The organism is Streptomyces sp. NBC_00989 (assembly GCF_045162655.1).
In the GTDB taxonomy this organism is placed as follows: domain Bacteria; phylum Actinomycetota; class Actinomycetes; order Streptomycetales; family Streptomycetaceae; genus Streptomyces.
The window spans coordinates 224,012-238,557 of the sequence record NZ_CP108728.1 but is presented as its reverse complement, the minus strand read 5'-3'; the positions used below and the strand labels follow the sequence as shown (position 1 = coordinate 238,557).

The 14,546-nt window shown below is 68.0% G+C and carries 12 protein-coding genes and 2 pseudogenes; 8 read left to right on the top strand and 6 right to left on the bottom strand.

Translation table 11 applies throughout. The annotated features are described in order from the left end of the window. Window positions 1–146 precede the first annotated feature (146 nt). Together OG714_RS01125 and OG714_RS01120 are read right to left on the bottom strand one after the other, a co-directional pair. Window positions 147–2,717, bottom strand: a complete 2,571-nt coding sequence (locus OG714_RS01125; protein WP_406117860.1) for an ATP-dependent Clp protease ATP-binding subunit — start codon at window positions 2,715–2,717, stop codon at window positions 147–149. Window positions 2,718–2,868: 151 nt separating this feature from the next. Beyond that, a complete protein-coding gene (locus tag OG714_RS01120) occupies window positions 2,869–3,129 on the bottom strand; it encodes a hypothetical protein (RefSeq protein ID WP_406117859.1) in 261 nt (86 codons plus the stop codon). Window positions 3,130–3,363: 234 nt separating this feature from the next. Between OG714_RS01120 and OG714_RS01115 the strand changes: the two genes are divergently transcribed. Continuing rightward, a complete protein-coding gene (locus OG714_RS01115; protein WP_406117857.1) occupies window positions 3,364–3,975 on the top strand; it encodes a DUF1269 domain-containing protein in 612 nt (203 codons plus the stop codon). A gap of 271 nt (window positions 3,976–4,246) precedes the next feature. Next, entirely contained in the window at window positions 4,247–6,559 is a 2,313-nt protein-coding gene (locus OG714_RS01110; protein ID WP_406117856.1) for an FdhF/YdeP family oxidoreductase, read from the top strand. Between the two features lie 219 nt (window positions 6,560–6,778). Here the strand turns inward: OG714_RS01110 and OG714_RS01105 are convergent, their stop codons facing one another. From OG714_RS01105 to OG714_RS01095, 3 genes and pseudogenes are all read right to left on the bottom strand, one after another. Beyond that, entirely contained in the window at window positions 6,779–7,237 is a 459-nt protein-coding gene (locus tag OG714_RS01105) for an SMI1/KNR4 family protein (protein WP_406117855.1), read from the bottom strand. A 137-nt stretch (window positions 7,238–7,374) separates the two neighbouring features. Continuing rightward, window positions 7,375–8,188 (bottom strand): annotated as a pseudogene (locus tag OG714_RS01100) (IS5 family transposase). Between the two features lie 14 nt (window positions 8,189–8,202). Continuing rightward, on the bottom strand, window positions 8,203–9,480 hold the full coding sequence (locus OG714_RS01095; RefSeq protein ID WP_406117854.1) for a PucR family transcriptional regulator: 1,278 nt from the start codon (window positions 9,478–9,480) through the stop codon (window positions 8,203–8,205). Between the two features lie 175 nt (window positions 9,481–9,655). On the opposite strand from OG714_RS01095, the gene OG714_RS01090 reads away from it, so the two are divergent. The 6 genes and pseudogenes from OG714_RS01090 to OG714_RS01065 all read left to right on the top strand — a co-directional run. Continuing rightward, entirely contained in the window at window positions 9,656–10,399 is a 744-nt protein-coding gene (locus OG714_RS01090; protein WP_406117853.1) for an AMP-binding protein, read from the top strand. Further along, a complete protein-coding gene (locus OG714_RS01085) occupies window positions 10,396–10,530 on the top strand; it encodes a hypothetical protein (RefSeq protein ID WP_406117852.1) in 135 nt (44 codons plus the stop codon). The genes OG714_RS01090 and OG714_RS01085 overlap by 4 nt, the downstream gene beginning before the upstream one ends. Next, window positions 10,527–10,667, top strand: coding sequence for a hypothetical protein (locus OG714_RS01080; RefSeq protein ID WP_406117851.1), 141 nt, complete (start codon window positions 10,527–10,529; stop codon window positions 10,665–10,667). Before OG714_RS01085 ends, OG714_RS01080 begins: the two co-directional genes overlap by 4 nt. A gap of 44 nt (window positions 10,668–10,711) precedes the next feature. Beyond that, complete coding sequence (locus tag OG714_RS01075) at window positions 10,712–11,779, top strand: glycosyltransferase family 4 protein (protein WP_406131682.1); 1,068 nt, start codon at window positions 10,712–10,714, stop codon at window positions 11,777–11,779. A gap of 600 nt (window positions 11,780–12,379) precedes the next feature. After that, window positions 12,380–12,568, top strand: a complete 189-nt coding sequence (locus OG714_RS01070) for a hypothetical protein (RefSeq protein ID WP_406117850.1) — start codon at window positions 12,380–12,382, stop codon at window positions 12,566–12,568. Beyond that, window positions 12,558–13,049, top strand: a pseudogene (locus OG714_RS01065) (RNA polymerase sigma factor); the annotation flags it as partial. The gene OG714_RS01070 and the pseudogene OG714_RS01065, both read left to right, overlap by 11 nt. Before the next feature lie 209 nt (window positions 13,050–13,258). On the opposite strand, the gene OG714_RS01060 reads toward OG714_RS01065, so the two are convergent. Then, the gene (locus OG714_RS01060) at window positions 13,259–14,539 is read right to left on the bottom strand and encodes an IS701 family transposase (protein ID WP_406117848.1); all 1,281 of its coding nucleotides are present in this window, start codon (window positions 14,537–14,539) and stop codon (window positions 13,259–13,261) included. Window positions 14,540–14,546 lie beyond the last annotated feature (7 nt).

The window sequence follows — 14,546 nt, the reverse complement described above, 5'->3', positions numbered from 1 at the left end:
AGCTCTTCCTCGTCAGGCCGTCGGGGCAGGCCCCTGCCGTGTCCGGAGTCCGGGTCGCCTTCGACAGCTTGGTTCGACTTGTGATGGTGTGCCATCCGGGGCCTCCTCCAGTGAGTATCCGAGCGTGTGGGCACGAATATGTCTTGTCAGGACACTTTCTTCGCGTCTGTCTTCCTGGTCTCTGTGTCGTCGTGGGGCGACTTCCTGCTCTTCTGCTCCGTGGCCGGGTTGTCGTTGGCAGTGCCCTTGCCGATCGTGACGTGGAGGGTGTCGTGGTCGATGTCGGCGATGAGGGTGTCGCCAGGGTCGGCGTCACCGCTGAGCAGGAGTTCGGCGATGCGGTTGTCGAGTTCCGTCTGGATGGTGCGCCTCAACGGGCGGGCACCGAAAGCGGGTTGATAGCCGTGGGCGACCAGGAGCTTCTTCGCGGCCTCCGTCACTTCCAGCTTCAGGCCCTTTGCGTGCACCCGGTGCTCGCTCCGGTCCAGGAGATGGTCCACGATCTGTGCGAGATCGTCCTCGGTGAGGCTGTGGAAGATGATGATGTCGTCGATGCGGTTGAGGAACTCGGGGAGGAACCGTGCCTGCAGATCGTCCATCAGCTCGTCCCTGAGCTCCGATACGTCTCCCTCGTGGTTGACGATGCGGTGGGCTCCGATGTTGGACGTCATGATGACGACACAGTGCCGGAAGGCGACGGTGCGGCCCTGCGCGTCGGTGAGGCGTCCGTCGTCGAGGATCTGCAGCAGCGTGTTGAAGATGTCGGGGTGTGCCTTCTCCACCTCGTCGAACAGGACCACGCTGTAGGGCTGGCGGCGGACCTTCTCGGTGAGCTGGCCCGCTTCTTCGTACCCGACGTATCCGGGAGGCGCGCCGACCAGACGGGCGACGGTGTGCTTCTCCTGGAACTCGCTCATGTCAAAGCGGATCATGCGGTTCTCGTCGCCGAACAGCAACTCGGCGAGGGTCTTGGCGAGTTCGGTCTTGCCCACGCCGGTGGGGCCGAGGAAGAGGAAGGAGCCCACGGGGCGGTTCGGGTCGCCCATGCCGGCCCGGTTGCGGCGCACGGCCTGCGAGACGGCGGTCACCGCCTCGTCCTGGCCGACGATCCGGGCGTGCATGTCCTCCTCCAGCTTGAGCAGTTTCTCCTTCTCGCCGGCGGTGAGCTGGGAGACCGGGATCCCCGTGCGGCGGGAGACCACATCCGCGATGTCGGCGGCGGTGACGGAGACGACCCCCTCGCGCCGCTCCTCGATGCCCGCGAGTTCGCCCTCCGCCTCGGCGATCTCGTGCTTGAGCTGCGCGGCTTTCTCGAAGTCCTCCGCGGCGACGGCCTGGTCCCGTTCACGGCGCAACTTGGCGATGCGGTCCTCGCGGCCGACCACTTCGGTGGAGCGGCCGGCGCTGCGCAGGCGCACCCGGGCACCCGCCTGGTCCATCACGTCGATCGCCTTGTCCGGCAGGAAGCGGTCGCTGATGTACCGGTCGGACAGTTCCGCCGCGGCCGTCAGGGCGCCGTCGGCGAAACGGACCTGATGGTGGGCCTCATACGCGTCGCGCAGCCCCTCAAGGATCTGGACCGTCTCCTCGACCGTCGGTTCCGGAACCAGCACCGGCTGGAAGCGGCGTTCGAGCGCGGCGTCCTTCTCGACGTACTTGCGGTACTCGTCGATGGTTGTCGCGCCGACCACGTGGAGTTCACCGCGGGCGAGCGCGGGTTTGAGCATGTTGCCCGCGTCCATCGAGCCCTCGCCCGTCGCTCCCGCGCCGACGACCGTGTGGAGTTCGTCGATGAACAGGATGATGTCGCCGCCGGCCGCCTGGACGTCCTCGATGACCTTCTTCAGCCGTTCCTCGAACTGTCCCCGGTACTGCGCGCCGGCGACCAGGCCCGACAGGTCCAGGGCGACGACCCGCTTGTCCTTGAGAGTGTGGGGGACCTCGCCGGCCACGATCCGCTGGGCCAGCCCCTCCACGATCGCGGTCTTGCCCACACCGGGCTCACCGATGAGCACGGGGTTGTTCTTGGAACGCCGCGAGAGGATCTCGACCGTCTGCTCGATCTCCTCGGCCCGTCCCACCACGGGGTCGAGCCTGCCGGCCTTCGCCTCCTCCGTCAGATCCCGCCCGAACTCGTCCAACGTCGTCGACGGCTCCTTGCCGGCCGCCGGGGCGCCATCTGTCTGGGCTGCCCGGTCGGTGAGACCGCGCAGCCTGCGCAGGTCCACGTCGTCGCCGCGTATCAGCCGTGCAGCGCCGGTGTCGGTGCCGTCGAGGAGGGCTCCGAGGATGTGCTCCGGGCCGATGTAGGACGCACCGGCCCGCTGCGAGCGCGCGTACGCGGTGGCCAGGGTGCGCTTGGCGGCCGGGGTGAGGCCCGGCTCCGAGGACGGCTCGCTGGACTCGTGGGGAAGGATCTCGGCGAGCTGCGACGCGAGCGCGTCGGGATCCACGCCGGCCTGCGCGAGGAGCGTTCGTGCGGGGTCGACCTTCGTGGCCGCCCACAGCAAATGCTCCGTGTCCAGGTCCGACGTTCCGTCCTCCAGCGCCCGCTGGGCCGCCAGATTGATCAGCTCCTGGGACGGCTCGCTCAACAGCCGCCCGATCGGCACGCGCTGCACCGCGGGCGGCGATGACGCGGGCGACATACCGAAGAACCGGTTCAACAATTCGCTGAAGGGATCGGACGGGCTGAAACCGAATGACGACATCGACATGAGCAACTCCTGGTGCAGAATGCGGGTCGGCCATGGATTCCTATGGACTTCCTGCGGGATGTCCGATCCGGTACGCAACAATCACAATTCCACGTGAGACGGGGGGGAGTGATGCAGCACAAATGCGGCACCCCACTCAAGCGGTCCGGTCTCAGCCGGACCGTGCGGACTCGGCGGCCCGGGCGTCGACCTCGGCGAACGCCCGGTCCAGTTCCACGAGCAGATTCGCGGTTGTGCTGAACAGCGCCTGCGCGCGGGGATCGGCCAACCACGCGGCGTCGTCGCGCAGTTGCACGGCCAGCTCCTGCATTCGGGCTCGTGCCTGCACCACCGGTGACCTGCCATCGCTGGCGTCGGCGTATCCCCTGGCGCAGCCACCGGCTGTCGCGAACTGAAGCTCCTCATCGGTCATGTCGGGCTCCTTTCAGCCGCGCTCCCCGCCCGACGGAAACGATGCGGCCACGCTATCGCCGGGTGTCACTCCTGACACCTTGTCGCGCCAACTCTGGCATGCACCACAAAGGATGTTGTCGCACTGACCAAACCTGGCACCGTCATGAACAAATCAGGGATGGCATGCCCTAGCTTCTGTGCAGTCGGCCGACAGATTTCACGTTTCTGCACCCCCGGAATCCATGGAGAAATCATGAGTGAAAAGAAATCCCGGAACGTGATCGCGATTCGGTTCGACGATGACGACAAGACATACCGTGCACTGGCGCTGCTGAAGAACGCCGATACCGATGGTCTCGTCGACGTCCACGCCGCCGTCGTGATCGAACGGAGGGCGGACGGCACCCTTGAGATCATGGACGGAACCGGCCAGGTGACGGCGGCGGGTGTGACCAAGGGCAGCCTCATCGGCCTGCTCGTGGGCCTTCTGGGCGGGCCGTTCGGAGTCCTGCTGGGCTGGGGCGCGGGCGCCCTGGTCGGTGGTGTCATCGATGCGCACAAGGCATCCGAAACCGACGCCGCCATCAGCGAGTTGGCCAGGACCGTTCTGCCGGGGCGGAACGCTTTGATTGCCGATGTCACCGAGGTGCGGGAGAGCGTCATCGACACCGATGTCGCCGCGGAAGGCGGCACGGTGGTCCGGCGCCCGGCTCACGAGGTCCTGGACGAGTACGAGGCCGCCGGCGCGGCGGCCAAGGAGGCCCAGGCCGCCGCGGCCGACAAACTCCGTGCTGAGAAGCACGCCGAACACCGCGAGGAGTTCCACGAGCGGTTGGAAAAGATCAAGGACAGGATCCACCTCTGATCGTTTCACGAGGCAGGTTCCATAACGGACGAACTCTTCACAGGCCGGTGGCCCGAACCGGTTGCCGAAACAGCCCGCCCCAGGGCCTCGCCGCGGAGACAGGACGGCGCGGCACCCGTCTCCCACGGCAGTCCGCCCGAGGCACCCTCCCGAACTCGAAGCGGTCCGCCGCCACGGCCGGTCCACCGCATGCATCGCTTGATCCACCGGCATAGCCTGAAAAACAGTGACGGCCATCGGCCCACGCCCGGGTCGCGAAGGGGTGAGACCTTTGAACGCCTCCGATGACGACCAGCAACAGCCGGAACCCCGTGTAGGGCCTGTTCCCGCGGAGAAACCGCAATTCAGCCCCTACCACCACCCCGCGGCGGGCTGGGGGGCCGCCAAGAGCGTGACCCGGGTGCTGGTGAGCGAGGGCGCGCTGGTGGACGGGCCACGGGCGATCATGCGGATGAACCACGAGAACAAGGGCTTCGACTGCCCCGGATGCGCCTGGCCGGATGACACCAAGGGCCTTCACCTGGACATCTGCGAGAACGGCATCAAGCACGTCACCTGGGAGATGACCCGCAAACGGGTCGGCCGCGAGTTCTTCGCCGTCCACTCGGTGAGCGAGCTGTCCGGCTGGAGCGACTTCGACCTGGAGGACCAGGGCCGGCTGACCGAACCGATGGCCTACGACCCGGAGTCGGACCACTACGTCCCCATCAGCTGGCACGACGCGTTCGAGCTGGCCGGCCGCGCTCTGCGTGAGCTGGACGATCCGAACCAGGCGTCGTTCTACACGTCCGGCCGCCTCGGGAACGAGGCCACCTTCCTGTACCAGTTGATGGCCCGTGAACTGGGCACGAACAACCTGCCCGACTGCTCGAACATGTGCCACGAGGCGAGCGGTCGCGCCATGCAGGCGTCCTTGGGCACCGGCAAGGGGACCGTCGACCTGAAGGACTGGGAAGCTACCGACGCCCTGTTCATCATGGGCGTCAACGCCGCCTCGAACGCGCCCAGGATGCTCACCGCCCTCGCCGAGGCATACCGTCGTGGCGCCCAGATCGTGCACGTCAACCCGCTGGTCGAAGCAGCTGCCACCCGCACCATCGTGCCGCACGACTTCACGGACATGGCCCTCTTCAAGGCGACCCGCACCAGCACTCTGAACCTTCAGCCCCGCATCGGCGGCGACATGGCGCTCCTGCGCGGCATGGCCAAGGCGGTCCTGGAGTGGGCCGGAACCGATCCCAAGGCCGTGGACCAGGAGTTCATCGACCGGCATACGGCGTACTTCGACGAGTACCGGGCGGTGTGCGAGGCCACGTCCTGGGAGGAGATCGAGCATCAGTCCGGTGTCGGTCGGGACGACATCCTCAAGGCGGCCCGGGTGTACCGCGACGCCGACCGCAGCATCGTCAGCTGGTGCCTGGGCGTCAGCCAGCACGAACACGGTGTCGACACCGTCCGGGAGATCGTCAACCTCCTTCTCCTGCGCGGGAATCTGGGCCGGGAGGGAGCCGGACCGTCACCGGTGCGAGGGCACAGCAATGTCCAGGGCAACCGGACGTGCGGCATCGACCACCGGCCCACCGAGGAGTTCCTGGACCGGCTGGCCGAGGTCTGCAAGATCGACCCGCCTCGCGAGCACGGCCTGGACACTGTCGCCACCATCCAGGCGATGCACCGCGGCGAGGTGAAGGTGTTCGTCGGCATGGGCGGCAACTTCGCCCTCGCCGCACCTGACACCGTGTACACCTACGAGGCACTGCGCATGTGCGACCTCACGGTCCAGGTGAGCACCAAGCTGAACCGCAGTCACCTCGTCCACGGCCGGCGAGCGCTCATCCTGCCGTGCCTGGGCCGGACCGAGAAGGACCACCAGCGAGGCGGCATCCAGAGCACCTCGGTCGAGGACTCGATGAGCATGGTGCACCTCTCCGTCGGCATGAAGCGCCCCGCGTCGCCGCACCTGCTCTCCGAGCCCGCCATCATCGCCGGCCTGGCCCGCGCCGCCCTCCCGGACAGCAACACGCCCTGGGAGTGGTACATCGAGGACTACGACCGCATCCGCGACACCATGGCCCAGGCCCTCGACGGCTTCGAGGACTGCAACCGCCGGGTGCGCCTGCCGCTCGGTTTCCGCATCAAGCAGCCCGCCCGCGAACTGGTCTTCCTCACCCCGACGGGACGCGCCGAGTTCTCCACCGCCACTCTGCCCGACGTGGTCCCCGCCCCGGGCACCCTGGCGCTGGGCACCATGCGTTCCCACGACCAGTGGAACACGACGATCTACTCCGACAACGACCGCTACCGGGGCATCAAGAACCTGCGCACACTCGTCTTCATGAACCAGGACGACATGCGGGAACGGAGCCTGTCCGAACTCGACCCGGTCGACATCACCAGCACCGCCAAGGACGGCAGCCACCGTCACATCAACGGCTACCTGGCCATTCCCTACGACATCCCCCGCGGCTGCGCGGCCGGCTACATGCCGGAGATGAACGTCCTGTGCGCGATCGGCGACTACAGCACCCAGAGCGACCAGCCACTGATGAAACACGTCAAGGTCACCATCACCGCCGCCGCCTGAGAGACGGACTCGAAGGCGCACAGGCGGCAGGACGACGACTCGGGCCGGGCGGGAACAACAGCCATGGTGGGGTAGATGGCCCGGTGCCGCAGGCACTGACTTCTGGCCAGGTGACGACCCGCATGGCGCGTTGGCGTTCCGTCCGCGGTGTCTCTCCAGCCCGCGTCGTCGAGTCAGGGAGTTACAACGGCTAACACAAAGACGAGCCGGGAACCGTACCTATAGGTATCCCGGCTCGCCGTTGGCCACGAATCGTGTCAGGGATCGCTCCAGCAGCTCCAGAAACTGCCGCAGATCATCAGCCACCCTGTCGAGTTCGGGTTCGTCCAGTGATGCTGTGCGCGTCCGGTAGACCACCCCGCTGGGGCTGGTGACGTAATACAGTCCGCCACCGTTCGAGCCGATGACCAGGCCACGAGCCTCTTCACCCGTGCCATCGCCAACAGCGCCGTACTCCTTGAGCCGCAGAAGGACGTCAGGTACTGGGTCGACGAAGTAGCCGTTGCCGACGTCCGCCCAGGCGATGTCGCCGATGCTGTCGTAGAGGGTGACCAGGTCGGCGGAGGCGAGATCCAGTTCGGCCAGAGTGCGGGCCGCCGTCTGATCGTCGGGGTCGGCCGACCGGACCTGATTGGTGCCCGGGGGATACCCGTGCCGGCGCTCGAACTCGGCTGTCATGGTCTGCAGAGGGCCTGAGACCCTGCTGATCCACGAGGCCAGCCAGGCAGGTGACAGTGAAGGTCTACTCATGAAGCCGGATCATGGCACGCGCCTCGGACGTCAAGGCGACGGTCACCAGCTGTTGCCTCCCGGGATCAACACAGGGACTTGAGTTGTCGGTGGGTGATGAGACAGCAGGCGAGTTTGAGGAATGCTTCGTGGATGTCGGCTCTGCGTTCCCAGCGGATGCGCAGGCGGTGGAAGCCGTGCAACCACGCAAAACTCCGCTCCACCACCCAGCGGTAGGTGCCCAGTCCGGTGCCGTGCCGGGTGCCACGTCTGGCGATGGCCGGCACGATGCCGCGGGCGCGGACCTGGTCACGGTAGATGTCGTGGTCGTAGCCCCGGTCGGCGAAGAGCGAGTCAGGTTTGCGGCGGGGCCGGCCGACCCGGCCGCGGACCGGCGGGATCGCGTCGAGCAGGGGAAGCAGCTGGGTGACGTCGTTGCGGTTGCCACCTGTCAGCAGGACCGCGAGCGGAGTGCCGTGGCCGTCGGTGATCAGATGGTGTTTCGAGCCGGGCCGGCCCCGGTCGACCGGCGACGGGCCCGTGTGCTGCCCCCTTTTAACGCCCGGACGTGGGAGGAGTCGACCACGCAGCGGGACCAGTCCAAGCGCGAGGCCGCGTTCAACTCGGCCAGCAGGACCTCGTGCAGCCGCTGCCACACCCCGGCCTCGTTCCAGTCCCGCAGCCGGCGCCAGCACGTCACATGCCCGACCCGAACCCCAACTCCTGGGGCAGGTACTCCCACTGGATCCCGGTGTGCAACACGTACAAGATCCCGCCCAGCACCTCCCGGTCCGGCAATGCCTTGCGGCCGGGATACCGGAACCTGCGCGCACGCTGCGGCAGCAACGGCACCAGACGGTCCCACAGTTCATCCGACACGATCCACGGCGATGTCCCCACATCCAGCCGAACGCTCAACTCCCGCCCCAGACAAGGCCATCGGGGCCGATCCACCTCTTTGTGTTAGCCGTTGTAAGCGGTGGCGGGCGCTGCTCCAGGAGGGTGGGGAAGGTGCCCACGGCGTCGAGTGCCATGGAGAGTTCGGCGACGATCCTCGGGTCGTCCAGGGGACCGCGCAGGAATTCCTCCAGACGGTGCATGCGGTAGCGCACCGTGTTCTGGTGGCAGTACAGAGCCCGTCCCGCCTCGGCCGCCGATCCGTGTGCTCCGAGCCACGCCCGGGCGGTGGCGAGCAGAGTGGTGCGGTCGTCCTCGGGCAGGGAGAGCACGCCGCCGAGAATGCGGTGGACGGCGCGCTGGGTGGTTTCCAGGTTGTGCATCACCAGTTCCGTCAGGGGTGTGTCGTCGAGCTGGCGCACCGCCGCAGTGCCTGGGGGCAGTGACTGCGCTGCGACTTGCGCGTACCGCAGCGCACGGCTGGTCTGGTCGAGACGGTCGTAGAGAGGGCTCACGCCGACGCGGCCTGTCGCGGCGGCGCGTACGGCATCGAGGATCCGTTCCACTGGCTGCCGTTGCGGGCAGGAGAGCACCCCGGTCTCGGAACTCGGCTGCGCACGCCACGCCGATCCGACGTCGAGGGCTCGTAACTGGCTGTCCAGTCCTGGCAGTGGCGGATCGCCGACGGTGAGGGCCTCGGCGGTCACGACGAGAAACGATCCCTGGAACGGGAAGTCGAGCATGCGTGCGACTTCCCAGATGGTGTCGCTGTCCGAGGAGGGCCCGTCGATCAGCTCGGCGACCAGGGCGGAGCGGCGCCGGTCGGTCTCCACCATCCGTTCCGCGAGCGTTTCCCGGTAGGCGTTGGTGAGGGCCGAGGATTGCGCGTCGGCGATGTCCCAGATCTGCCCCGCCGATTCCAGGAGCGCGTCGGGCGCGTCGCCGCCCAACTTCCTGGCCTCACGGAGGAGTTGCTCCCAGAGGTGTTGGGCGCCCAGGCGGTAGGCACGCAGGATCTCCGGCAACGGCGCGTTCTGCAGGGCGCGTTTCCGTCCGGTCTCCGCCGGCCCGGACAGGTCGATCGACGGCGCGTCGGGGTCGGCCAGGTAGCTGATGGAGCCATGGAAGTTGTGGCGCATGGACGCGCGCAGGTCCTCCGGGCGCACCACCATGGTCCTGTAGAACTCAATGTTCTCGTAGGTCAGTTCGGCCATCTCCGCGGCGATGGCATCGAGCCTGCCGAGCAGGATTTTGGCCAGCTCGGCCACCAGGCGTCTGGGCGCTGTCACGTGCACGTGGCCGAGCCTAGGGCAGCGTCAGTCACGGGTTTCTCGCCAACGACCGAGTCCCTGCTCGGTCGTTGTCGACGAGGACAGAAAAGGGTGTCGATGACGACATGGTGTCCGGCACGTCCCTGTTGCGAGGATCGTCACGTAAAGATCAGACCTGCGTGCATGAAAGCGACCTGACGTGAGCAATCTCGCCACTGCCCTGGCGGAAGCGGCCGAACGACACCCACAGCGACCGGCGGTGCGCGTCGACGAGAGTGTCCTGAGCTATGCCGAGCTGGACGAGCTCAGCGCCCGCGTGGCCGGCGGACTGCTCGCCCACGGCGTGCGCCCCGGAGATCGCGTGGGGATGAGACTGCCCAATGTCCCGGCCTTCCCCGCCCTCTGTTTCGGTGCTCTGCGCGCCGGGGCGATCGTCGTGCCGCTCTACCCTCGGCCCCGGCTGCTTGCCCCGCGGCCCCGCGGCACCGCCTGCGGTGCACGACTTGTCTTCTACGGGGCTGACGCGGAGCGGGTCCAGGAGGCCGAGACGGGTGACACGACGCTCGTCCCGATCAGCCCCGCTTTCCTTGACCAGGTGGCCTTCTGGCCCCACCATCCCGCCGTGGTCGACCGTGCCGATGATGACCCGGCAGTCATTCTCTGCACGGGGGAAGCCGTCAAGGGTCCGTGGGGCACCGTGCTCACGCATGGCGCAATGCGCAGCAATCCGGCCCTGACCGCCAGGGCGTTGTTCGACGAGGCAGCCGTGGACGACGCCTCGGAATCTGTGCCGGCATTCCCCTGCGACGGCCGGACCTACGGCCTCAGCGCGGTGCTCCTGGCCACGGCATGCCTGCCTGCGGGACCAACACCCCCCACACCGGCCGCACCAGACGAGTCAGCCGCCACGACGCTTGCCCCCAACGTCGGGAGCGGGCGTTGACGCTCCGGCGGCAGATCCTGACCGTGCTCAAGGAGAGCGACACCCTCGACGACGTCGAGTGGGCAGACCTCGTGGCCGGTCGAGACGCCCAGCTCGCCGAGGGCGACACCTCACCCCCAGCCAGGTCATGACCGTGGCGTTCCTGGAGTTCGCGTTCGTCATCGACACCGATCAGACCCGCCCCGCCCGGCATGAATCCGGGCCGGCCGCAGGCAATCCGGACCGGCTGTACGGCCTGTACGAGGAGATCCAAGGAGACCCCCGGTGAACCCCGCTGTCCCCCCACCCTCGCGGCCCCTGGCCGCGACCTTCATGGACCTGCCTGCAGGCAGCCCCGGCGGCAGCGCCGAACGCTACCTCGGCCTCTACACCGGCGAGAGCCCCCTCATTCCGGCTCGTGCCTTCATACTCGCTCCCACCCACCCCCGCTTCCGCCTCCCGGGCGGACTGGAGCTGCTGTCGGTGGCAGGCAAGTGCCTTCACGGCCCGGCCTTCGGCCGCTACGTCCTCGCCCTGCGCAGGGCACTCACGGCCGCACTCGACCCGGCCCGGATCGGCGTCCTGCACTTGCAGCACCTCACCTTCGGCGCCACCCCGGCCCTGATCAGGGCCCTGCCCGCGCACCCGAGGATCGCCCTCGTCCACGGCACCGACCTGATCTGCGCCAGGACGCACCGCGAGCAGATGCAGACCCTGCGCGAGACCGCACGGGCCGCCGACGCCATCGTGGTGCCGACCGCTGCGATGGCCGACGTCCTGCTCAAGCTCGTCCCGATCGACCGCCGCAAGATCACCCACATCCCGTGGGGCATCCCCGACCACCTGCTGACCACCCCGCCTGCCAGGCCGCCCCGTTCGCCGACGAGCCATCTGCGACTGCTGTACGCAGGACGACTGACCGCCGGGACGGGCGCCGCACACCTGGTCAGCCTGGCCGCGATCCCCGGTGTCGAGCTGAGCGTCGCCACCCCCCAGCCCCAGTTCCAGGCGCTGGCTCCGCTTCTGCAGCGCACCGGGATGCGGATCCGCTACCTCGGCTGGCTGCGCCGCCCGCAGCTGTGGCGGGCCTTCACCGAGCACGACGTGCTCGTGAAGCCGGCGCTCGCACCGGAGACCATGGGGTTGGTGACCCTTGAAGCCCAGGCTTGCGGGCTGCCCGTCCTCTACCAGCCGGTTCCGGGCCTCACCGAGACCTTGGCCGGCTCCGGGATGGCGACCGACTTCACCCGCACCGCTCCCCTCGCCCGCGAGATCGAGCGCCTGCGGACCGCCCCCGGACTGTTGCCCGCCCTGCGGCAGGCCGGATACGCGAACGCCGCCCGCTACCCCCTCTCCGCAACCGCACACGCCCTGGACGAACTCGGCCGCCAGCTCACCTGACGGTCTCTCCAGCCTGCCCCCGGCGCAGTTGTCGACCGCTGGAGGCTTGGCCACGATGCCGAGTCCAGCTCCTGGGGCCAGCAGCCCCAGTTCCCCCATCCGAGGTGTCCCGGCGACGACAGCCGCCGGGACACCGCCCACCGCACGGTCTGGCCCGCCCATGGCACTGGGCTGACCGGCGGGCAGCCGACCGCGAACAGGAAGACCGTGACGTACGCAGGCCAACCCGATGACCCATGCGGCTTCGAGCCCGACGGGGCCACGACGACGATGTGGTTCACGCCCGTCGCCCGTGTGTGGCGCAGAGGCAATGAAGCGGTTCTGCGTCCCGACCTGGAGCCGATTTTCACCGAACTCGTTCGGCAGTGGGAGACAGCCGGTCGGTTCGTCCCCGGACGGGCGGATGAGGAGTGGACAGCAATCGCCCGCCGCTACCTCCGGCCGAGCTGACCCGCGTACGCGACACGTACCGCGGGGCCCGGCATCGGGTTCATCCGCGTACAGGCCCGGCCATTGCGCGCGACGGCGCCTCGATACCTGAGCACTGACACAAAACCATGCCGGGGCTCCCCACCGTGGCAGGAGACGGGAGACAGACCCATGGCCCCACAGCTCCGCATGCTGGGCACCATCAGAGAGGAGGGCAAGTGCCAAAGGCTGTACGAGGATCTCAACACCGGAGGCACCGTCGTGCAGGGCTACCCCGTCACCGACCACGACGATGTCGCCCAGATTCAGAACGTCCTTGACGGAGAGTCGTTTGGCGGGGGCTCTCGCGATGAGTGTTGACGGGTGGGACGAGTCACTCGTTGGCAGTGACGTAGGTTCGGGAGGCATCGGCTCCACGCAGGTGCCGGGCTGGGGAGGACGCCTCCCTCGGGGGCCCGAGCCTATCGAGGCTGCCATTGCGGATCAGGGTGGCGATCCCGGTGAGGGCAGCGTCCCGCCGCAGCGCGAGGGCAGTGTGCTGCCGCCGCCGCTGACGCCGTTGGAGATGCCGACCGCCGACGCCTCGCTGATCGAGCGGATGCGCGCCGGTGACGACACGGCGTACGAGGAGTTGTACCGGCGCCACGCGGACGCCGTGCGCCGGTACGCCCGCACCTGCTGCCGGGACGGGCACACCGCGGACGACCTGACCGCCGAGGTCTTCGCCCGCATGCTCCAGGCGGTGCGCGGCGGTTCCGGGCCCGAGCACGCCGTACGCGCCTATCTGCTGACCTCCGTCCGGCGCGTCGCCGCGAACTGGACGAAGTCAGCGAAGCGGGAAACGTCCAGGCCGTAGGTGACCGCGTGAACTTGCGGGGCGGAACAGCAGTTCCTTGGCCGCGCCGCGGTCGGTCACGTTGGCCGCTGTCACCAGCACCAGCAGCACCAGACCACTAATAGGACTCCGTTAGGTCTTTCTTGATCTTGTTGTCGTGCGGGTTCTGGTGGGGAGGGGTTGCTGGCAGCTGGTGCAGATCCCGGTCCAGCACCTCAGGGTGTCTTGGAGAGCGTCGAGGATCTGGTAGAGGGTGAAGCTGCTTCCTGTGCTTTTGGGGCCAGGCGCCGTTCGGTGAGGAAGGCGTGGGCGGCTGTCACGAGGGTGACGTGGTGGTGCCAGCCCGGCCAGGAACGGCCCTCGAAGTGGTCCAGGCCCAGGCCGTGTTTGAGCTCCCGGTAGTCGTGCTCGATGCGCCAGCGGACCTTGGCCAGGCGGACCAGATCGGTGATCGGGGCATCGGGCGGGAGGTTGGACAGCCAGTATTCGCTCGGAGCTTCGGCGCCGGCGGGCCATTCGGCCAGTAGCCAGCAGTCGGGCAGGACCCCGTCCCACCAGCCTTGCTCGGCCGAGGCCGCTGCTTTGACCGGTTGTTCGACGGCTTTTCCGGCCGGACGCACACGCACGGCTGCGAAGCGGGAACGTAACTCCCCTTTCGAGCCCTGGCGCCATGTGAGCGGGGTGAACGCTTCCGGTCCAAGGCTTGTGGCAAGGACTGCCACGGACGGTGCCTTCTGGCGGTAGCGAGGCTGCGGCCAGCAGCCGACATCTCCTTTGCGGTCCGGGGCCATGGGTTGTGCGTCGAAGGGGTGGGCGCTCACGTCCGACCGGATGGACAGGACATAGGTGAGTCCTCGTTTCGACAGGGCGGCCCGCAGGTGTGCATTGGTGCCGTAGGCGGCGTCGGCCACCACCGCTGGCGGTGTCATCCCCCAATCCGCGAGCTTGTCGAGCATGTCGAGTGCCAGGCGCCATTTCTCCCGGTGTGTGACCTCGGCCGGAATCAGGGTCCTGGTGCGGCGGTGGCTGTCCGCGGCCCACTCCTGGGGCAGGAACAGTCTCCACTGCAGGGGGCAGGAGGCAGTGTCACTGGCAGCGTGGACACTGACCGCGACCTGGCAGTTCGCGCGTTTGCCCAGGGCTCCGCAGTACTGCGGAGCCACACCGACCGACATCCGGCCGTCCTTGGGCATCGACACATCGTCGATCACCCAGGCCACCGGGTCGACCAGGGGCAGCAGCCGTTCGTTGACCCGCAGCTGCACAGGCTCCGGATCCCAGGTCGACTGGTTCACGAACTGCTGCAGGTTTTGTTCGTTGCCGTCCGGCAGTCGCGCAGCCATCGCCTGGATCGACTTGCGGCGGCCGTCCAGCATGAGTCCGCGCAGATAGCAGTCGCCCTTGGCCCGCTGATCCTTCCGCGGAACCGAAGCGAACACATCGGCCACAAACAACGCCAACGTCGCCCGAACACGCCTCACTTCATGTAAGTCCACCAACCCA